At 45.5% G+C, this 22,131-nt stretch carries 13 protein-coding genes; 6 read left to right on the top strand and 7 right to left on the bottom strand.

Going from position 1 to position 22,131, the window contains the following annotated elements:
- Positions 1 to 209: 209 nt before the first annotated feature.
- The gene (locus tag IQQ51_RS15855; RefSeq protein ID WP_193841563.1) at positions 210 to 2,312 is read left to right on the top strand and encodes an alpha-galactosidase; all 2,103 of its coding nucleotides are present in this window, start codon (positions 210 to 212) and stop codon (positions 2,310 to 2,312) included.
- Positions 2,313 to 2,414: 102 nt separating this feature from the next.
- On the top strand, positions 2,415 to 4,112 hold the full coding sequence (locus IQQ51_RS15850) for a solute:sodium symporter family transporter (protein ID WP_193841562.1): 1,698 nt from the start codon (positions 2,415 to 2,417) through the stop codon (positions 4,110 to 4,112).
- A 187-nt stretch (positions 4,113 to 4,299) separates the two neighbouring features.
- Here the strand turns inward: IQQ51_RS15850 and IQQ51_RS15845 are convergent, their stop codons facing one another.
- The 3 genes from IQQ51_RS15845 to IQQ51_RS15835 all read right to left on the bottom strand — a co-directional run bounded on the left by IQQ51_RS15845 (position 4,300) and on the right by IQQ51_RS15835 (position 7,685).
- A complete protein-coding gene (locus IQQ51_RS15845; protein ID WP_193841561.1) occupies positions 4,300 to 4,602 on the bottom strand; it encodes a DUF1330 domain-containing protein in 303 nt (100 codons plus the stop codon).
- A 381-nt stretch (positions 4,603 to 4,983) separates the two neighbouring features.
- A complete protein-coding gene (locus IQQ51_RS15840; RefSeq protein WP_193841560.1) occupies positions 4,984 to 6,324 on the bottom strand; it encodes an MATE family efflux transporter in 1,341 nt (446 codons plus the stop codon).
- A gap of 278 nt (positions 6,325 to 6,602) precedes the next feature.
- Entirely contained in the window at positions 6,603 to 7,685 is a 1,083-nt protein-coding gene (locus IQQ51_RS15835) for an ABC transporter ATP-binding protein (RefSeq protein WP_193841559.1), read from the bottom strand.
- Positions 7,686 to 7,981: 296 nt separating this feature from the next.
- Here IQQ51_RS15835 and IQQ51_RS15830 point away from each other — a divergent pair, with 296 nt between their 5' ends.
- From IQQ51_RS15830 to IQQ51_RS15815, 4 genes are all read left to right on the top strand, one after another.
- Positions 7,982 to 8,902 (top strand): carbohydrate ABC transporter permease, encoded by a 921-nt coding sequence (locus tag IQQ51_RS15830; protein WP_122082204.1) that lies wholly within the window; start codon positions 7,982 to 7,984, stop codon positions 8,900 to 8,902.
- Positions 8,902 to 9,753: a carbohydrate ABC transporter permease gene (locus IQQ51_RS15825; RefSeq protein ID WP_050644910.1), complete on the top strand. Its 852-nt coding sequence runs from the start codon at positions 8,902 to 8,904 to the stop codon at positions 9,751 to 9,753. The genes IQQ51_RS15830 and IQQ51_RS15825 overlap by 1 nt, the downstream gene beginning before the upstream one ends.
- 177 nt (positions 9,754 to 9,930) lie before the next feature.
- Positions 9,931 to 11,157 carry an ABC transporter substrate-binding protein gene (locus IQQ51_RS15820; RefSeq protein ID WP_193841558.1) on the top strand — a complete coding sequence of 409 codons (1,227 nt, stop codon included), beginning with the start codon at positions 9,931 to 9,933 and terminating at the stop codon, positions 11,155 to 11,157.
- 162 nt (positions 11,158 to 11,319) lie between these two features.
- Complete coding sequence (locus tag IQQ51_RS15815) at positions 11,320 to 14,436, top strand: beta-galactosidase (RefSeq protein WP_193841557.1); 3,117 nt, start codon at positions 11,320 to 11,322, stop codon at positions 14,434 to 14,436.
- A 194-nt stretch (positions 14,437 to 14,630) separates the two neighbouring features.
- On the opposite strand, the gene ygjK is transcribed toward IQQ51_RS15815, so the two are convergent.
- From ygjK to IQQ51_RS15795, 4 genes are all read right to left on the bottom strand, one after another.
- The gene (gene ygjK / locus IQQ51_RS15810) at positions 14,631 to 17,024 is read right to left on the bottom strand and encodes an alpha-glucosidase (RefSeq protein WP_193841556.1); all 2,394 of its coding nucleotides are present in this window, start codon (positions 17,022 to 17,024) and stop codon (positions 14,631 to 14,633) included.
- 15 nt (positions 17,025 to 17,039) lie between these two features.
- Complete coding sequence (gene ygjJ / locus IQQ51_RS15805) at positions 17,040 to 18,104, bottom strand: protein YgjJ (RefSeq protein WP_048605573.1); 1,065 nt, start codon at positions 18,102 to 18,104, stop codon at positions 17,040 to 17,042.
- 407 nt (positions 18,105 to 18,511) lie between these two features.
- Positions 18,512 to 19,945, bottom strand: coding sequence for an amino acid permease (locus tag IQQ51_RS15800; RefSeq protein ID WP_048615552.1), 1,434 nt, complete (start codon positions 19,943 to 19,945; stop codon positions 18,512 to 18,514).
- A 573-nt stretch (positions 19,946 to 20,518) separates the two neighbouring features.
- Positions 20,519 to 21,943 (bottom strand): amino acid permease, encoded by a 1,425-nt coding sequence (locus tag IQQ51_RS15795; RefSeq protein ID WP_048605567.1) that lies wholly within the window; start codon positions 21,941 to 21,943, stop codon positions 20,519 to 20,521.
- Positions 21,944 to 22,131: the final 188 nt, after the last annotated feature.

The following is a 22,131-nucleotide window of genomic DNA, read 5'->3' as shown; positions in this document are numbered from 1 at the left end:
CCAATTTAGCGAAATTAAACTCTGATCCCTTTCAAAAAAATGTCATTTAAAACATTAAATATGTTTCCGAAAACAGTCGATCTTGTGCAAATTTTAGCAACGAATAAGTGTTTTTGGATCACGTTATTTAGCCATTTTAGTACTAATTTCAATCTTCAAGTTCACTATTAATCTTAGTTTATGTTTACGAAAACAATATGAGATTGGCTATGAGCGAATTTATTCATCTAACAAGTAAAAACCACAGTTTGATCATCAAATCGAGCCGTACTCCAGAGGTTCTTCATTGGGGCGCTAAGATCGCCAGTATTGATGAAGATCTTTTGTTATCAACTGAGAGACCGATATCTCAAGCACGCCTTGATGTCGATGTACCGCTTTCTCTTTGTCCTGAATTGGGTAGCGGTCATTTTAATGCTCCGGGAATTGAAGGGCATCGTGATGGTTTTGATTGGGCTCCCGTTTTTAATACCGTCCGCGTAGAAGCTCAGGATCAGCAAGTCACTTTTGTTCTAGAAGACACCGTGTCTAAGCTTGAATTGACGGTCGAAATTAAACTGGATTACGAATCGGATGTGGTTCAAAAGCGCGTCACAGTAACCAATAAAGGGGACAGTAAATACTATTTAAATAAGCTGTCATCAACGTTGCCGCTGCCAAACCACGCCAATGAATTGATGACGTTCCATGGTCGTTGGTGTCATGAGTTCCAAACGCAACGTCAGCGTTTTGAGCATGGTGGCTTCATGCAAGAGAACCGTCGCGGCCGTACTTCACATGAAAACTTCCCTGGCATGTTTGCAGGAACGCAAGGTTTCTCAGAGCAGAACGGTTTGGTGTGGGGCTTCCATTTAGGTTGGAGTGGTAACCACCAAATGCGTGCTGATGTCCGCAGTGATGGCCGCCGTTTTGTTCAAGCGGGAGAGTTATTGCTAGCGGGTGAATCGATTCTAGAACCAGAGGCCACTTATCAGACACCTTGGCTCTACGGCTGTTACAGCAATTCTGGTTTGAACGGTATTGCTCAGCGTTTTCAGCAGTTTGTTCGTGACAACATTATTCAATTCCCTACCGATAAACCTCGCCCAGTGCACTTGAATACTTGGGAGGGCATCTACTTCGACCATAAACCGGAATACATCATGCAGATGGCAACCGAAGCCGGCGCAATGGGTGTTGAACGATTCATTATTGATGATGGTTGGTTTATTGGTCGTGATGGTGAGCGAACGGCCTTAGGCGATTGGTATCTCGATGAAGTGAAATACCCAAATGGCTTAGAACCTGTGATTGAACACGTTAACCAACAGGGGATGGAGTTCGGGTTGTGGGTTGAACCTGAGATGGTCAGCCAAGACTCAAACCTATACCGTAACCATCCTGATTGGGTACTAGGTTTACAAGGTTATCATCAACCCTCTGGTCGTTGGCAGTATGTTTTAGACTTGCAGAATGAAGCGTGCTTTGACTACCTGTTCTCTCGCCTTGATGCGCTTCTGACTACGTACAATATCGGCTACTTAAAGTGGGACATGAACCGTGAATTAGTTCAGCCGGGTCATCAAGGTCGTGCTGCGGTACATGGTCAAACTCAAGCCTTGTACCGTCTCGTTGATCAACTGAATCAAGCACACCCTAAAGTCGAGATTGAATCTTGCTCATCAGGCGGTGGTCGTATTGATTTTGAAATCCTTAAGAGAACACATCGATTCTGGGCATCCGATTGTAACGATGCATTGGAACGCCAAGCGATTCAAAAAGGCATGAGTTACTTCTTCCCACCAGAAGTCATGGGCGCGCACATTGGCCCAGCTGAGTGCCACTCAACCAATCGTCGCCACAGCATCAATATGCGTGGTGTCACCGCTTTGATGGGGCACATGGGCGTTGAGCTGGATCCGGTTAAAGAGTCACAACAAGAGAAACAAGCTTTCTCTCACTACATCTCTCTGCACAAGCAGTTCCGTCATATTTTGCACTCAGGCCGTAGCTTCCGCATGGATCCTGCGGACAAAAACCAGAACATCTATGGGATGCAGAATGATGATGAAATGCTGATCACCGTGTGTCAGTTGGCCATGCCTGAATATGCTCTGCCATCACCACTTCGTATTAGCTGCGTGGAAGACAGTGCGCTGTATCAAGTGAAGTTGGTGGAGATGCCACAAACCAGTTTCCAACTCATGAAGCAACGCCCTCAATGGTTAGATAAAACACTGACTTTAAGCGGCGATAACCTCAAAGAGATTGGATTGACCTTACCTATTCTCGACCCCGAGTCTGCCTTGATTGTGCATCTAAAAAAGATGTGAATTTCTGACTCTGAGTACCCCTACAAATAAAAATCTAAATATAAAAATTATAATCGGCAGCGAGGTATTGCTGCCGCAATAACTCAACTTAAGGAAAACAAAATGTCTATTACCGTTCTGCTGTCATTTTTGTTATTTACTGGGTTTGTAGTCGCGTTTACCTACAACAAAGTGAAAAATGACAAAAACACCTCACAAGATGGTTTCTTTCTTGGCGGAAGAAGCTTAACCGGTGGCTTAATTGCTAGCTCACTTATCTTAACGAACTTGAGCGCAACCAGTTTCGTGGGCATGAGTGCGCAGTCTTACACCCACAACATGAGTGTCATGGGTTGGGAAGTGGCCTCTGGTGTCACTTTGGTGATCATCGCTTTGATGTTGGTACCTCGCTATTTGAAACAAGGCATCACCACCATTCCTGACTTCTTAGAGAGCCGCTACGACATGTCAGTGAAGAAGTTTGTGACGTTACTTTTCTTGTGCCAATACGTGATCAACATTTTACCTACCACACTTTACGCGGGCGCCGTTGTTTTGGGTGAAATCTTCGATGTTCAGGCTCTGCTAAATATTTCAGAGTTTAGTTCAATTGCACTTATTTCGGCGACGATTGGTCTACTTGGCTTCTTTTACGCGATTTATGGTGGCCTAAAAGCGGTTGTGATTGCAGATACCATTAATGGCGTAGGCTTGATTGTCGGCGGCATGATGATTCCAGTATTTGGTTTGATGGTACTGGGCGAGGGGAGTTTCGGTACTGGCTTAGATATTCTGCTTTATGCCGCGCCAGAGAAGCTTCAATCTGTGGGTACAGAAAGCGATCCACTGCCGTTCTCGACATTGTTCACAGGTCTACTATTGGTGAACTTGTATTACTGGGGTACTGACCAATCCATCATTCAACGCGCATTAGGTGCTAAGAACCTAAAAGAAGGCCAGAAAGGTGTAATCCTTGCGGGTGCGATTAAGGTTATCTCTCCGCTGTTTTTGATCATTCCGGGTATCATTGCTTTCCATATGTTTGGTGCTGATGCGGGTAATCCAGACACCATGTACACCCGTTTAGTTAATGAAGTTTTGCCTAAGCCGCTGGTGGGTTTCTTCGTTGCGGTCATGTTTGGTGCGATTTTGAGTACCTTTAATGGTGTGTTGAACAGCTCAACGACTCTGTTTGCATTGAACGTGTATAAGCCATTATTCGGGCAAGGTAAAACGGACGAAGAGCTAGTGGGTAAAGGACGTATTTTTGGTGTCGTGATTGCGATTATCTCGGTATGTATCGCACCATTCATCATGTACGCACCAGAAGGTTTGTTCCAATATCTACAAATGGTGGCAGGTTTCTTCAGTGTGCCAATCTTCACTATCGTGTTTGTCGGCTATGTATCTAAACGTGTACCCGCTGTAGCGGCGAAAGTGGCGTTGGTGGTGTTTGTAAGTTCATACGCAGCAATGCAGCTAGTATTTAAAACACCGATTCACTTCCTACATCAATTGGCGATCCTGTTCGTGGTATGTACTGCGTTGATGTTCATCATTGGTTACTTTATGCCGCGTGAATCTGAGTACGTGATGCCAGTCAATGAGAATATTGATGTGACACCTTGGGCGTTCCGTTTCGAGGCTTCGGCTATCATTCTCTACATGGTGTTAGGTGCTTACGTTATGTTCTCTGATGTGGGCTTTGTCTCTGATGATCCAACCATCATGCAGGTTTACGGTGTGTGTGGCATCGTGATGTTAGTCGGTATTTTTGGCCGATTAGCAAAGCGTAAGAAGGGCGTTGAAGCGACGGTTTAGTTACTTGATTAAATGCCCTAACCATCTGATTTGATTGCTATATTGTGGTTTTGTAGTAAAAGGTTCATTGTAGGCTAATTACTATAAATCGAATAACAAAAAGCCGCGCCATGAAATGATGGTGCGGCTTTCAATGTTTGGAAAAGGCCAGTTGAGATCTAAATATAAACCGAAATTGGACTCTCGATTACGCTAGGTCGTCTTTACCTTCGATAAGCGTATGGTGGCTAACTGAACCTGCGGTACGTGCCGCTAGGTGTGGTACATAACCAGGATCGTTCATGAAATCTACCGCAGCTTGCTTTGATGGCCACTCGATGATGATACGAAGTGCAGGCTGCTCTGCGTCGCCTTCAAGGCGTTCGTGGCTAGAAGTACGCGCTAGGTATTTACCGCCATATTGAGCAACCAGTTTATTTGCAGGGCCAATGTAATCGGCAACCCATGCATCTGTTGTTGGTGTTACTTCTAGTACTGAATAGTAAGACATAATGATGTTCTCCACGTTGTGCGCTCTGAATGAGTCTGTGCACTTTAGTTATTGGTTGTTTTAGTCGCTGTCTTGCTAACGTGTTGGCTAGCGAGTGAAATAATAGTAGTTCGAGCGAACCTGTTTGATAATCCCTACGATTACAGAATCTTTATATAGAAAACGTTGATAATAATATTTAAAAGTCAGTATTGTTACGTCTGTTGAAAGCAATAGTGATGTTGGATGACGATTAAGGAAGGGCTGTTTTTATCGGGGGTTTAGTGAAGTCTGTATAGCGATAACTTGGATAGATCATCGTAGTCAGAATATTTTGAAAGGTACCTCAATCATGACAATTGAGATACCTAGCGTATTGTTTAACTTATTGTATTTATAGCTCTAAAAAGAGAATCGAGTCCATTTCTTAGCTCGCCAGCGATAGGCCATGATGATTCCACGGAACCACTCGTCCATCGCGATTGCCATCCAAGCCCCCAATACGCCATAACCCCAATGCACGCCAAGCAAATAGCTCATGGCAACCCCAATGCCCCACATGCTGAGAATACCCATTTTGATCGGGAATTTAATGTCGCCAGCAGCCTTTAGACAAGAGATAAAGATCAGGTTAAATACTCGGCCTGCTTCAAGAATGATGGAACCTGCAATCAGTGCAGCAGTTAGCGCAATGATCTCTGGATCTTGAGTGAACAGATCGAGAATTTCGAAACGGAACACATAAACCATGCAGGTAATCGCGGTTGAGGCGATAAAGCCAACCACAAAGTAACGTTGCACGCGCTTGGTAATCTCGTCGATCCAACCCTTACCAATGTAATAGCCTGTTTGGATTTGGCTGCCTTGACCAATTGCCAGTGCAAACGCAAAAGAGAGACGAGCGATGTTTTGTGCGTAAGTAAACGCAGCCAGTGAAGAGGTGCCCATCTGCACTACGAAGAAGGTAATGCTGATCTGAGCCATGTTATAAGAGAGCACTTCTCCTGCGTTCATCGAGCCGATCTTCATGATTTTTTGATAGATGGCTTTCGGCACAGATTTAAACTGCTTCACTGGTAGATAAATCCCTTTACTTCTGACCACACCAATCAAGATCAACATTCCTATCACTTGGCTAATGACGGTCGCGGTCGCAACCCCTTGCACGCCATATACTGGCAAACCAAAAGGTTGATATAAGGCACAGTAGTTACCGAATACGTTGATGACACCTGCAATCATGTTGATCACCATCGGTGACTTTGAATAGCCATGACTGCGCAAAATAGTGGTGAGAACCACACCTATGGTTACATTGAAGGTGAGAGCACCACTGATGAACAGGTATTCTTGAGCGTACTGTTCAACTTGAGGTTCGAGTTGATAGAGCGGGATAAAATATTCAGCAACAAGAACGGCAATCATACTGAGTAGCACACCGGCAATAATGGCCAGAATGATGCTCGCTACGCCCACGTGAGCACTCTCTTGAGTGCGAGAGGCACCGTTGTACTGAGCGATTAAAATACCCGTACCACTGCTGACCATGGTCGAGACAATGATCAGGAAAAAGGATATCTGAGAAATAACACCAACGGCAGACACGGCTTTGTCTGAGTATCCCGATAACATGAATACATCACTGGTGTTGAGTGCGGTTCTTAAAAGAACTTCGATAAAAATTGGCCAGGTGAGCGCAACGATTCCCATACGTTTATTTAGGGTGGAATCAGCATTAGGCATTTAGGTTTTCTCAAAAAAGGGGTAGGCGACACTATAGTTTAGCGATTATTTAGTAAACGACTATCAAATTAATGTCCGGAAGGCTAATAAGGATAAATAAAATTCGAATAAGTCTTCAGAACCCAATATTTCAGTGAGAGTGATGAAATTTTTGAGCGGGATTTCATAAGCCATTAAGAGGAACAAAATGGGAGCAAGTAATTGCTTGAAATGAACGGAAAGTGAGTTTGAAAAATGGCAAAGCTAGCGACATCGAGCTAGCTCTACCGTTTTAAAGTCTAGTTAATTCGTTGCCCTTGATCATCGAATAGGTGGCAATCTTTTGAGGAGAAATTCAGTTCAAGCGATTGGTATCGAGTCACCTCTTGGTCTCCTGGTAGGTGTACCTTAAAGCTATCCACGCCACAAGACTGGCCAAACATATAAGTGCTGTTCCCTAGTCGCTCGACCACCTCACTTTGAAATTCAATGGTGATATCGGAGCCACTGTTAATCTCTAAATGTTCAGGTCGAATGCCCAGCGTGATGCTTTGTCCCTCTTTTAATCCATCACTTGGTAAGGGGAGGGTAATTTGGCTGACACCGTTAACGGCGAGTTGGGCGTGTGTTTCTGAGGTGCTGTTAACAACACACGGTAAGAAATTCATTTTCGGTGAGCCAATAAAGCCAGCCACAAATTCATTTTGAGGAGAGTGGTATAGATCGAGTGGAGAGCCGACTTGTTCAACACGACCATCTCTTAATACCACGATCTTGTCTGCAAGCGTCATGGCTTCGACTTGATCGTGCGTAACATAAATCATGGTATTTTGCAGATCTTGGTGCAATTTGGCGATTTGTAAGCGCATATCGACGCGAAGTTCAGCATCGAGGTTCGAGAGCGGTTCATCGAATAAGAATACGCGAGGGTTGCGAACTATTGCTCGGCCGATCGCTACACGTTGACGCTGCCCACCTGACAGTTCTTTCGGTTTACGTTTCAATAAAGGTTCTAGTTGGAGCGTCTTTGCCGCACCGGTGACTTGCTTTTCAACGACTTCCTTCGCTACGCCATTCATTTTGAGGCCAAAGCCCATGTTTTCTTCCACGGTCATGTGTGGGTAGAGTGCGTAGGATTGAAATACCATTGCTACACCGCGCTCAGCAGGATCGACATCGTTAACAAGATCGTCTCCAATATGAATCTCGCCTTCAGTGATTTCTTCTAAGCCAGCAACTAAGCGTAAGAGGGTTGATTTTCCGCAACCTGATGGTCCAACGAATACGACGAATTCGCCATTATTTATTTCTAGATCAACACCATGGATGGTCTGTATATCACCATATCGTTTGATGACCTTTTTTAAGCTGATATCAGCCATGCTCTCTCCTTGCTTCGTTGGACTACATCTCTTTGCCTTTAAAACATACGCTTTCATCAGAAATTTGTTAGGTGCCTCGCATGATTTATTGATCATTGTCATATAAATCCTGCGATCTATACTGATTTTTGTGAAAACGTTTACATAAATAAAACATAACTGTGCGTAATATTATCAATAAGCCTAATATTTGAACGTAATCATTATAAATGCTGAGCTACTGATTGGGATTTATAAATTCAGATGGAAGTTAACCAAGAAGTAAACCAAGCTTTTAATACAAGGAATTTTGGGAAATGGAGCAATCTGTGAAAACGATATACCCAGAAAATCGCACCCCATCAGCGAAGAACAAAAGGCGCATCAGTTCCAAGGTCTCGCCTTGGCTGTTCTTGGCACCAGCCATCGCTATCTTCTCTCTCTATGTTATCTATCCCATATTGGACAGTATTTGGCTGAGCTTCTTTGAGTGGGATGGATTAGGAGAAAAGGAGTGGGTGGGGCTTGAGAACTATCGTGAGCTTTTTGACTCAGATGCTTTTTATACTTCGTTAACGAATAACTTTCTTTGGTTGATCTTCTTTATGCTTGCGCCACCCTGTGGCTTGGCGATTGCCCTTTTCCTCAACCAACAAGTGAAAGGCATTCGTGTCGTAAAATCTCTGTTTTTCTTCCCATTCGTTATTTCTCAAGTGGTGGTAGGCCTCGTATTTGCTTGGTTCTATGACCCCTCTTTTGGCCTTTTCAATATTGCACTCGGGTCGCTTGGCTTCGAGCCAATTTCGATACTTGCTGATGAAGACTATGTGACCTACGGAATCATCGCTGCTGGCTTATGGCCTCAGATCTCTTATTGCATGATCTTATATTTAACGGGGCTGAATAACCTCGATCCTGAGCAGTTAGAAGCGGCTCGCCTTGATGGTGCAAAGAAGTGGCGCATGTTGTGGTATGTGGTGCTTCCACAGTTAAGACCCGCAACCTTTATCGCCGTGGTTGTCACCGTAATTGGTGCCCTGCGTTCATTTGATTTAGTTGCCACCATGACGGCAGGCGGCCCTTGGGGCAGCTCGACAGTACTTGCGTACCAGATGTATGAAGAGTCTATTTTTAACTATCGAATGGGTTACGGTGCAGCGGTTTCTGTGGTGCTATTTCTGATTATGGATATCTATATCGCTTACTTCTTGTGGCGCATGTTAAGGAGTGAAAAATAATGTTTCCGCAACCAATTCAAAAAGCCGGTCGCTTTACCAACATTAGCTACCGAGTTGCACTGCCTATTTCCATTGTGATGTGGTTATTACCACTTATCGCCGTAATGATGACCTCGATTCGTTCGATGGAAGACATCAACAAAGGTAACTACTGGGGCTGGCCAAGCGAGATTCAGTTCATTGAAAACTACACTCAAGTATTTACCTCAACGTCGATGGGGCAGTACCTCATCAATAGTTTAATCATCACATTGCCAGCGGTTGCTGGTGCCGTGGCGTTATCTACGCTGGCTGGTTATGCCTTGGCTAAATACAACTTCAAAGCCAATGTGTGGATTTTTGCGATGTTCATCGCGGGTAACTTTGTTCCGTTCCAAATTCTGATGATTCCAGTCCGTGATTTAACTATTGGACTCGGTCTATACGACACTCACTGGGCGTTGATTTTTTTCCATATCGCTTTCCAAGCCGGTTTTTGTACCTTGTTCATGCGTAACTTTATTGTCGGGATCCCTGATGCCTTGATCGAAGCGGCGCGTGTTGAAGGGGTGAGTGAATGGAAAATATTCTGGCATGTCGTACTCCCTTTGGTTCGCCCAGCTTTAGCGGCGTTAGCCGTATTGGTGTTTACCTTTATTTGGAACGATTTCTTCTGGGCTCTAGTACTGGTTCAGAGTGATGACGTTCGTCCTGTAACTGCAGGCTTGAGCTCACTTCAAGGCCAATGGCTGGCGTCTTGGCAGTTTATGTCGGCGGGTGCCGTGGTCGCGGCTATCCCACCGGTAGTGCTGTTCTTTACCATGCAAAAGCACTTTATCGCAGGCCTGACATTGGGTGCGACCAAAGGGTAAATCACTAGATAAGAATCGATACACGAATCTAGCAATAGCGACGGCTTTAAGTCGTTATTGCTACCGACATCCCGAATGGATGAATCATTGAAGAGAAACTAAAACACGAACAACCCTACGAGATAAAACAATAAGAATTGGACTTAGAGAGCTTAGCTCCATAACAAGGACCTTAATATGAAATACGTGAAACATATCGCTGCCAGTGCAGTGCTCGCTGCCTCCATGTCTGCAACATCGTTTGCAGGGACACTCGTTATCAACTCAGATGCTTCTGATCCTGCGCCAAAAGAGGCGTGGGGTGAGATCATTAACCGCTTTGAAAAAGAAAACCCAGATATTACGGTGAAGTACAACTTGTACGATCACGAGTCGTATAAAACAACGATTCGTAATTGGTTGGTCACTTCGCCGCCGGATGTGGTTTTTTGGTATGCGGGCAACCGAATGAAAGCCTTTGTTGACCGTGGCCTGTTTGAGGATGTCAGTGATATTTGGGCTGACAACAACATGAAGCAAGACTTTGCGGCTGCCGCGCCTGCGATGACAGTACAAGGTAAGCAGTTTGGTGTGCCGTACACGTATTATCAATGGGGTATCTACTACCGCAAAGACATTTTTGAGCAATATGGAATTGCGGAGCCGAAAACGTGGGAAGATTTGAAATCTGCGTCTGCAACACTTAAAGAAAATGGTGTAGCGCCGTTTGCGATTGGTACCAAGTACCTTTGGACCGCCGCTGGTTGGTTTGATTATATCAACATGCGTACTAACGGCTTGGATTTTCATATTCAGTTAATGGAAGGCAAGGTGCCTTATTCTGATGAGCGAGTGAAGAAAACCTTCGCTAATTGGGCGGAGTTAGTTGAGCCTGGTTACTTCCTAGAGAACCACGCGTCTTATTCATGGCAAGAAGCTCAACCTTTCTTGTACAACGGTAAAGCGGCGATGTACCTGATGGGTAACTTCATCACGCCTAACTTCCCTGCTGAGTTGGAAGGCAAGATGGATTTCTTCCAGTTCCCGGTGATCGACCCAAGTATTCCTATGTCTGAAGATGCCCCAATGGATACGCTGCACATACCTTCAAAAGCGAAAAACAAAGAAGATGCTCGTAAGTTCTTAGAGTTTGTTGCTCGCGCTGAAAACCAGCAGCTGATCAATGAGATGCTGTTACAGATCCCAACCAACAACAAAGCTAAAGCGAAGTCTGACCCGTTTTTAGACAAAGGCGTCGCGATGTTGGCATCCAGTGATGGTACGGCTCAATTCTATGACCGAGACACCGACCCTGCGATGGCCAAAGAAGGCATGAAAGGCTTCCAAGAGTTTATGGTTCACCCTGAACGAATCGATAAAATATTGAAAAAACTCGATAAAGTGAGCAAGCGTACCTTTAAGTAATATTTCAATAGCCGCAGCTGTTCTGGCTGCGGCTTTTCTTTCTTCTCTTAAGGGATTATTGCAAGAGCTGCTTAGTTGGCGTTCGTAATGTTTGAACGCAATGAGGCGCCGAGCATCACTTGCAATGGTTCACGTTAAACGGCTTTTGGTAAGGAACACGTCATGAGAACTTTCTCTCAAATCATCTCTGCCCGTGAGTGGGAAAATCAACACATCACCCATCACAACGTTGTTGAGGCTCATGCTCCTTTAAATAGTTACACCTCGTTGGTTGAGGCTATGACGAAGAACTCGTCGAGCACTATGCCTCTCAATGGGGCTTGGAAGTTTCAGCTGTTCGATTCACCAGAGTTGGTCTGCGAAGAGGTAGTATCGGAACATTTTGATGATTCTTCATGGAAGTCGATTTCAGTGCCAAGCAACTGGCAGATGCAAGGCTTTGATAAACCGATCTATACCAATGTGAAATATCCTTTCGCTGATAACCCTCCCTTCGTCCCTAGCGATAATCCAACAGGGCTCTACCGAACGCATTTTAACTGCGCAGAACCGGAGCTATTAGATACCCATAGGCTGACCTTTGATGGCGTGAATTCTGCTTTTCATTTGTGGTGTAACGGCAAGTGGGTTGGCTATTCGCAAGACAGTCGATTACCGGCGGAATTTGATGTATCTGAATACTTGCAAGTGGGTGAGAACACGCTCGCAGTCATGGTGCTGCGTTGGTCTGATGGTTCTTATCTCGAAGACCAAGATATGTGGTGGCTCAGCGGCATATTCCGTGATGTGACTTTATTGAGAAAGCCCAAGGTCGCCATTGAGGATGTTGGTATTGAGACTCAGCTAGATGCTTGCTATCGCGATGCGGTTTTAAATATTTCTACGCAAATAACCAAGCACAGCAATGATGTAGAAGGCTGCGATAAGCTGAGAGCTGAACTTTATGATGCTCAAGGACAGTTGGTTTGTGAACCTCAAATCGTGGGCTTTGGTGAGCGAGTTGTGGATGAGAAAGGGCCTTGGTCTGAAGTCGCTGAACACAGCATTTCAGTGGTGAACCCGAACAAGTGGAGTGCCGAGTCACCCTACTTATATCGCTGTGTGGTGTCATTGCTCGATGAACATGATGAGCTAATCGATTGTGAGGCTTACGATGTCGGCTTTCGAAGTGTTGAAATTACCGATAGTTTGCTAAAAGTTAACGGAAAACCGTTGCTGATTCGTGGCGTCAATCGTCATGAACATCACCCTGAATGGGGTCACACCATGACTCGAGAGGGGATGATTCAAGACATCAAACTGCTCAAACAAAATAACTTCAATGCCGTTAGAACCGCTCATTATCCGAATCATCCATTGTGGTATGAACTATGTGATGAGTATGGTCTGTATCTGGTTGATGAAGCGAATGTGGAAACTCATGGTCAATTTCCGATGTGCCGTTTATCCGATGATGCGTCATGGTTGAATGCGTACATGAGACGAATGACAAGGCTGGTGGAGCGCGATAAAAACCACGCCAGCGTGATCATTTGGTCGCTGGGTAATGAATCGGGTATTGGTCGCAATCACCATGCGATGTATCAATGGGTGAAACAAACGGATCCAACACGTCCCGTTCAGTATGAAGGTGGCGGGGCAGATACAGCAGCGACCGATATTTTATGTCCTATGTATGCGCGGGTTGATTGGGATTTACCTGTGGTTGAGAGTCAACCTGAGGTGACACCTCGCGTGGGCATTCGTAAAGCGATAGCTCTACCAAACGAGCATCGTCCTCTCATTCTCTGTGAGTACGCCCATGCAATGGGGAACAGTCTGGGTAGCTTTGATAAATATTGGCAAGCGTTTAGAGACAACCCAAGATTACAGGGCGGATTTATCTGGGATTGGGTCGATCAAGGGATCGCCAAAACCGATTCGAGCGGCAAAAAGTACTGGAGATACGGTGGTGATTTCGGCGACGAGATTAATGATCGCCAGTTCTGCATTAATGGTTTGGTATTCCCAGATCGAACGGTGCATCCAACGCTGCATGAAGTGAAAAAGGCGCAACAGTTTTATCAGTTCAAGCTGGTTTCTGCATCACCACTGGTGATTGAGGTACACAGCGAACACCTATTTGTGACCAGCAGGGTTGAAACGTTGAATTGGACGGTTACCCAGAGTGGTGTGGTGACGAGCGATGGTTGTATCGAATTGATGGTTGGTGCGGGCGAGAGTGTCCAGATAGAACTCAATGGTGTGACTATCCCGAAGACGGCTAATGCGCTCAACTTCCTTAATCTTGAAGTGGTATTAAACACCAATACTGCATGGGCGGATAAAGGCCATGTGACGGCGATTGAACAGCTTAGCTTACCTATTCAGTCGCAATTGATGTTGGATGCTAACCTCTCGCAATACCCACCGAAAGTGACTGAAACCGACACGCTGCTGACGGTGATTGGTGATGCTTATCAAGTAGAGTTCGACAGATTGTCTGGGACATTAGAGAGTTGGAAAATTAAAGGGGTGGAACAACTTGCTAGTGGCCTTAGAGATAACTTTTATCGCGCACCATTAGACAACGATATCGGTGTCAGTGAAGCAAACCGTGTAGACCCCAATTCATGGATCGCACGTTGGCAGGCGATGAGGTTAGATAGGCTCACTCCAGAGTGCATCGAATTTTCATCCATCACTCAGAAAAACGGGGTGTCGGTGACAGCTAGAATTGCCCACACAGTGCAAGGGCAGGTTCGTTTGTTGTCTACTTGGCGCTACCAATTATTTAACGATGGTGAGGTTAAGTTAGATGTGGATGTGCAAGCGGCGAGAGGTTTGCCGTCTTTACCTCGAGTGGGATTAACATTTGCATTGAAGAATCTCCCAGATGGTGTGAGTTGGTTCGGTCGCGGACCTCATGAAAATTACCCAGACCGAAAGATGTCAGCGCATATGGGGCGATATCAGCAGAGCATTGAGCAAATGCATACCCCGTATATTTTCCCTTCTGATTGCGGCTTACGCTGTGATGTTCGTGAGGCTAAGATTGGTGGATTTGGACTGAAAGGAAGCTTCCACTTTTCTGTCAGTCGATTTGGGCAACAGCAATTGCAGCAAGCGAAGCACACCTGTGATTTAGTTGAGCAAGAGCAATTGTTTGTGTACATCGATGGTTTTCACATGGGAGTCGGCGGCGACGATTCATGGACGCCAAGTGTCCATGATGAATACAAATTATTGAAAGAGCATTACCATTATCAGGTGCGCTTCTATTGTGGTGAGAACGGTTAAAGTACAGCGAATAGAGTAAAAGGATCATAGTAGGCCAAATAGTCTAAATGCTTGTTTGTTCGATTATTTGGCTTCAGATATAAAAAAGGCACTCAACATAACGCTGAGTGCCAAAGCCTGAAATTTGTTAATTCGCAGTATCTTATTGAACCGGTGTATTAATGAATCTCAGAGGACAGGTAAAAAGGTTCGATTTACTCTGCGTCAGTAAAGAAATCGTTGTAAAGCATGTACAAGTGAGCCGCACTCCAGGAGAAGTTTGGTGCGCCTTGTTGTTCGCCGGTTAGTGGGTTGTAGTTTTCACGGATTGGACCGTCTTGAACTAATCCATCGGCGTGGTCAAAGAACGCACCTGCCATTTCAATCGCATCGTCACGGTAGCCGTAGCTATCCATGCCTTTTAGGCCGAAGTAGAATTGATCTACCCATACACGTCCACGCCAGTAAATGTCTGGGCCAAACGCAGGGCTAGAAAGCGCTGCTGTGCCTAGTGGAACGTAGGTATTGAACTCTTCCGTATCTTTCATCACAGAGACAACTGCATCAGCGTGACCTTGCGTTGCTGCGCCGTTGAACAGTGGTGACCAACCCTCAGGGCCTTTACCACGTTCTACGATCGGTTTACCTGCACAGCCATTGGCTAGTGGTTTGTCTTCGATACGAATGTCGTAGAAGAAGTTAGTGCCTTCGTCGAACATACAAGTGTTGATGTAGTTCGATAGGTGCTCTGCTTTTTCACGGAACTCTTTCGCTTCTGCGTCTTTACCAAGAATGTCAGCCATTTCTGCTAGGTACTTGTTATCGCTGTACATGTAGCTTGCTTGGTCGACAGATTCTTGCAGTAGTGAGTAGCCTAGTAATGTGCCATCTTCAGCGCGGTTTTGAGCGAACTCAACATCCCAATCACTGCGCTTGCCGCCATTCGCTACATACGCGTCTAGCTGATCTTTATCGATGAAACCAAATGCGGCTGCATCGTCACGACCTGACTCCCAAGAAGCGGCTGTTTGTGCTGGGCTTTCGATGTAATCGTAGTTACCTTCAGCAATCACTTTATCCAGTGCAGCTTGGCCTATAACTGTCTCGTGTTTATCGCCACGAACCACGGTGAAGTACATTTCACCTTCCGGTGTGTTGTGTGCTTTATCACGTGCTGCGCCGTATTCAGGTACGCCGTTGCCGTTGTTGTCACGGTTGCGCAGCCACCAATCGTGGTACGCCACGAGCTTTGGATACATCTCTTCGAGCCAAGCTTCATCGCTGGTGGTCTTATAGACTTCCATTACTGCCCATGCTGCTAGGCTTGGTTTGGTATTACGCTCATTCCAGTTACCGCCATCGCCGCCACGTTCTGGACTTAGGTTGTAAGCGAGTAGATCGGGCACGTAGCCTTCATCCCAAGGACGAACGGCATCGTCAGCCTGAATTTGGTAAGCGAACATCGCGCGGATGTTATTTTTCGCTACATCTGGGTTGAAGTGAGCCATTGCGTAGGCTTGTTTCCATGTGTCCCAAGGCCAAGTTTGGTTGCCCGAGAACCAACGCGCCGTTACTGATGGTGTCACAGAGTCAAACTCCATCGCACCTGCAGCGCCACGCCAGTTACCGTTTAGGGTTTCCATCGCTTTAACCGCAACACGCTCTTGCTCTGGTGTCGCGTTCGGGTTGGTTAAACCCATCTCAAGATAGCCTTCCCAACGTTCTGCTGATGCAGCTAAGAAATCGGTAGGGTTTGCCATGATCTTTTTGATTTCTGGCTGCTCTGCTTGCGCTTCTTCTGCCGTTAGAACATGCGAGTAAGTGGTGTAGATGGTGGTCGATGCTTCAATGTTTGCGGTTGAAGTAAACGCTAGGCCATCCACTGTGGTTTGTGTTGGAATCGACTTGTGAACTTGGTATTCAGACTCACCAGAAGTCAGTAGATCCCAAGTTGAACGCACCTTACCAAAGGTGACTTTTAGGCCATCGTCGGTTGCGACGATTTGACGGTCATACTCAGGGTACGTCTCGGCAATGGTTTTGTCGGTTTGCGAAACGCCTTCTTTGGCATGGGGCTTTTCTAGTAGTTCACCATCCCACACTAATTCGACAGGGGAGTCTGTGGTGATTTTAGTTTCTAGTAGAGAGGTACGGTTTGAAGCAAAACGCATCGTCATTTCTACTGTCACATCGTCAGATTTTAGTGTCTGAACCAATGCGCCTGGTAGGCTGTAAGCTTCCATGGTGAAAGCCACTTTTTTGCCATCTTTGAACACGCTTAGGCGGTCAAAATTATCAGCCATGAAGTTGATGTATTCTTCAGTAAGTAACGCAGTTCCTGGGAACCCGCCCATGCCTTCTGCACTGTCTGGCAGTAGGTGACCGTGCCATGCGCCGAGGTCGAAGAATGGGTTAAAGCGTTGGTGGTCATCGAAGTCGTAATCTCGCATGTATTCTGGTGAGCCAGTACGGTCGATAACGTTCTTAAATTCGTTGGCTTGCAGTTGTTCTGTGTCAGAACCTGAGCCAGAGATGGAGTTTGATGCACAACCAGTAACGACAAGGGCTGCACCGATAGCGAGAGCTGCGAATGATTTATTCAGTTTCATGATCAATTCCTGTTATTACCAGTAGAAGTATTGCATTGCGAACACTTGTGCGTCGCCGATTTCAGTGTCGCTGCCTACGCCAAAGCGGCTATCAAAAGCAGTCGCAAATGTGCCGTTTCCGTATTCGTACCAAACGCCCGCATTGATGTAAGAGGTGATTTCTTTGTCGCCGTTGTCACCATCAAAGTTTGCGTAGTTGTAGGCTGCTGAAAGGTAAACGCCCTGAGCCGCTTCGTACCAAGCACTGGTTTGAATACCGGATTCGCTGCCAAATGATTCTTGGTTGCCTTTATCTGTGTCGTGCCAAATACGAGTCGCAAAGTTTTTGTATTCAGCACCCAATAGCAATAGTTCACCGCCATCGTTGTTCCGAACTTCACCACCACCCATTAGGGTTAAGTCGTCAGTCAGATCGTATTGGAGGTAGCCGTTGACCATGGCGTTCTTATCTTTCCATTGGTCTGCAAAGTTGTCGTATTTACCGAAGTGAATGAGAGCATCGTCTTCAGAGAAGTCAGACTCTGGCGCGAATGAAACGCTGTAGCGAAGCTTGCCTTCTAGGTTTTGGATCTTCACACCAAGGTGCACGTCACGTGTGTTTGAGATCGCGTAACCGTATTCAACCGTAGGGTCACCCCACCATTGAACGTCATCCAGTGAAGAGTCCATACGACCAATCATGAATTCTGTTTTGTTGTCGGTGCGGTAGCCAGCGTAAAAGCGGTTAAAACCACCTTCGAAGCCGCCCCAGCCGTGGCCAGTTGCCCAAGCATTGCCTTCGTCATCGGCTTGCACTGTCCAGCCTTCCATGTAAGCAAGACCGAACCAATTACCGTGTTCGATAGCCAAGCCTGCTTCGATGTAAGTACCGTCTGCATAACGGCCTTTGTCATCACCTTCTAGTGCCACGTGACCACCAAGGCCAAGCTCACCATAAAAGTTAAATAGGGTTTCAGTTTCTGTTTTAGGAGGCTGAGTATCACTGTGGTTTGCTGCGGACTCTTCCGCGTGGGCTGTGGTACTTAGGGCAGCAAGAATACAGCTTGTAATAAGAGTGGTTTTAGTAAAACTACTTTTCATTTTAATCACTTCTGTGTCGGGTTATAAATGAAGGTTCGTAAGCAGTTCTGACTTCTAATATGGGGTGCTCTTCAAGGCGTATTGGTCAGGTTACTTACGATCGCAAAACCGATATTAATGATAATTTTGATGTTTAAAATTAATTAAGTTTAAAAGTGTGATCTATTTTTTAGTAAATATTTACCTTGTTTTTGTTTTGACTTTAAGTTGAATGTGTAGACGCATGGCTAGGGTGATAGCTATTCAGTTGGTGAATTACTTTATAGGCGGTTCGATTGTTGACTCGAATGTCTTGTTTCTTGAAGGCTTTGGTGAAATTTAGGTGTTGAGTGGGAATGTACCGACAAATAAAAAGGCACTCACCAAATGGGAGTACCTTAAGTTTTCAATGAGAGTGTAGGGTAAAACTAAGCGTTCGCCGGTTCAGGTTTTGCTTCTAGTTTTTTCTCTTCTGGAGATAAGCTTTTCTCGTATTGACCGTACTTCCACCATGCGTAGCCAAGGAAGATCACTATCCCGCCCACGTTGTAGAAGATGATGGTCATGATGTCTGCGCCTGTTGGGAAGGTAGAGGCGAAGAAACCAACGGTGAAGATAGCGATAAGAATCGACACAGCAGTAATACCGACCGTACGAGAACCCATGCGGAAATCACGAGGAAGGTGGTCCAGTTTTACACGCAAGTGAAGGTAAGCAATCATGATGAACAGTGGTGGTAACATAGAAGCTGCTGCAGTCATGTTGATGATGGTGCTCATCAAGTCTTGAACGGTGTCAGACGCCAACGTTGGGATGAACATCAGTGGAATTACGATGAAGAACTGAACCCATGCTGCACGCTCTGGAACGCCTTGTTTGTTAAGTGCGACGGTTTTCTCGCCGAAGATACCTTTAGGGATTTCAGAGAAGAAAATCTTAACGGGCGTCGCTGTCCACATTAGTAGAGAGCCCAACATTGCAGTGAATGAAACCACACCAACGAAACGGTTCATCAAGATTTCAGACAGGCCAAAGTGTCTTGCTAGCCCTTCAAATACCTGAACTGAGCCGCCTGTGAATTTAAGTTCTTCACGCGAAACAAACACGTTCGCTAACACAGACCCTACCGAGTAAAGCGCACCAATGAAGATACCCGCGATAATGATGACTTTAACGAAAGACTTGTGACCGCCTTTGATGTCGTTAACGTAAACCGCGACCGATTCTGCACCGCCTGCCGCCATGAAGATCCAAGTGATTACGCCAAGGAATGCCCAGTTGAAGCTTGGTGTCATGGCTTCAATGGTGATTGGGTCAGCTGGCTCGATACCGCCTACCAAAGCCCCGCCAGATAACAAGATGTAAGACATCGTTAGCAGCAGCATCAGTGAGGATGTTAGTGAGGTGATAGGGCCCAGTAATTTCGCACCGTTGTTAGAGATATGAGTTGCGACCGCAAACAAAATAGTACTCAGAATTGCGGTGGTCATTGGTGTGAATATGTACTCGAAACCTAAGAACGCATACGACGCATAAGCGATGATTCTAGGCAGCAGAGAGGTGAAGAAGAACAGGTTAACAAACCAGTAAGTGTAAGCTGAAATAAACGCCCAGCGACCGCCTAGAGAGCTTTTAACCCAAGAGTAAACACCCGCTTCAGAGTCTTTATTCAGTGACACAAACTCTGCAACGATCAAACAAAATGGCACAAAGTAGAATATGGTTGCTAGAAAGAACATCGGAGCTGAGGAAAGGCCGATCTCGATGTTGTTATTAATGATGTTATTGAAGCTGTATACCGCCGCGAAGGTCATAGACAGTAGGGCAAATTTGCCTATCGTACTGCGTTTATTTTCGGACATGATGTTCTCCGGTGAATCACGTTGATGATCGTTATAACTTGGTCCTAGAGAGGGAAGCTCTAGGCCGCACTTTTATTGTTATGTTGGTTTGGCAAACACCCGCTTTGTTTTGTCAGGGTTGGCTCATTGTTGTTTTTATAGATTTACGATCGGACTTCTTTGGGCTTTTTCTCTCTGGTATTTCAGTAAACTTATTACCAAAACAAAGAGTTAAAGATTAAGAAATTCATTGAAGAGATTGCTGGTTTCATGAGCGACGATTTATAAGGCTTGTAGGGGCTTTTTGTCGCTTTTTTTATAGGAATCAGTTTGTCTCTTCAGCAAGAAGATTAAAGATTAAGCGGCGGGAAGTTAATCGAAATTGATCAAATATGTGACCTCGAGTAAATAAATTTAGTTAATGTTTTACCTTGGTTTTTATTCGAGTTTTATTACCTATTAATTGGTGTTTTTCGTGAGCTGAAACCTTGACGGAACGCCGTTTTTATTTATCGAATTTCCTTTTAATTATCTGATTTAAAACAAAAAAAAGCGCCTTAGTAGGCGCTTTTAAAGTTGGGGGAATGCAGAGTGCTACGATTGCTTAGCTGTTTCTAGCTTTGCGTCTTTACCTGCCTGCTTTTTTTCAAAGCGCGAGATCCACCACCAAGCGAGACCAGAGAATACCGCTGTCATGAATACGTTGATAAAGAAGGCTTGAACTAGGTCAACACCTGTTGGGAATGCAGATGCCGTCATACTCACAACGAAGATGCCGATAAGTACAGATACAACAGCCATACCTTGAACTCGAGTACCCATGCGGAAATCACGTGGTGTGTCGTCATGCTTCAAGCGGAATACAAAGTACGCCACCATGATGAAGATCGGCGGAAGCATTGCTGTACCAGCGGTTAGGTTGATTGCTGTGTTCATCATGTCTTGTACTGATTCCGAGCCGAAGCCGTTAACTACAAGCATCACGAATACAAACGCGAACTGCCACCAAGCTGCACGTACTGGCACACCGTGTTCGTTAAGCTCTGTTGTCTTCTCGCCGTAAACACCTTTAGGAATTTCAGAGAAGTGAATTTTTACTGGAGCTGCTGTCCACATCATCATCGAACCGAACATAGCAACGAATAGGATAATACCGACGAAGCGACCCGTTAGAGATTGTGAGATGTCGAAGTAGTTCGCCATACCTGTGAAGATTTCAACCATGCCGCCAGCGTAGGTCAGTTCATCACGAGCAACGAATACGTTAACAAGTAGAGAGCCCACTGCGTACATTGCGCCGATTGCGATACCCGCACCAATGATAACCTTGATGAAAGACTTATGACCGCCCTTAACATCGTTTAGGTAAGCGGCTGCGGTTTCAGCACCACCGGCTGCTTGGAAGATCCAACACATGATACCTAGCGTTGCCCAGTTGATTGTCGGTGTCATTGCTTCAAGCGTGATTGGTTCTACTGGTTCATGGTTGCCGCCAAGTGCCATTAGTGCACCGATAACGTAGATTGCAAACAGAGCGAATACACCGTATGCCACGATCTCGGCAATCTTACCTAGCCAGCTCGCGCCTTTGGTTGAGATGTGAGTCGCTGCCGCAAATAGAGCAATCGAGATAGCCGATGTGACGACTGGCGAGAAGGCATATTCATATCCCAACATCGCGTAAGACGCATAGGCGATTACGTTTGGTAGCAGGGATACAAACCAGAAAAGGTTTACGAACCAGTATAGGAACGAACCTAGGTAGGCTGCTTTTGAGCCTAGCGGTTTTTTAAGCCAGTCGTACATGCCTGACTCAGAATTTTTATTTGCTGATACGAATTCAGCAATAATGAATACGAACGGAATGAAGTAAATAAGGGTCGCAAGCAAAAAGATAGGAGCAGAACTCAATCCCAATTCGATGTTGTTGTTTACAATGTTGCGAACGTTAAATACCGCTGCAAATGTCATGGAGAGTAGGGCAAATTTGCCTAACTTACCGCGTACAGATTCAGACATAGTGTCCTCCAAGGGTCACGTAATTATAGTCGTTATATCTTTAAGCTTCCTTGTAGGGAGAAAGCATAAAGGCGTTTGCAGTGTGGCTGAGTCTTGAACGGCAAGCCTCAGTCACACTGTGAATAGATCTTGTGGTTGCTACTTTCAGCTGTTTGGCTTCGGTAGCTTAATATCGGTTACTTATTTAG

Origin of the sequence: Vibrio sp. OPT18 (assembly GCF_015163615.1) — a bacterium.
In the GTDB taxonomy this organism is placed as follows: domain Bacteria; phylum Pseudomonadota; class Gammaproteobacteria; order Enterobacterales; family Vibrionaceae; genus Vibrio; species Vibrio coralliirubri.
Note: the sequence above shows the minus strand (reverse complement) of the source record. Positions and strands in the feature narration are given on the sequence as shown.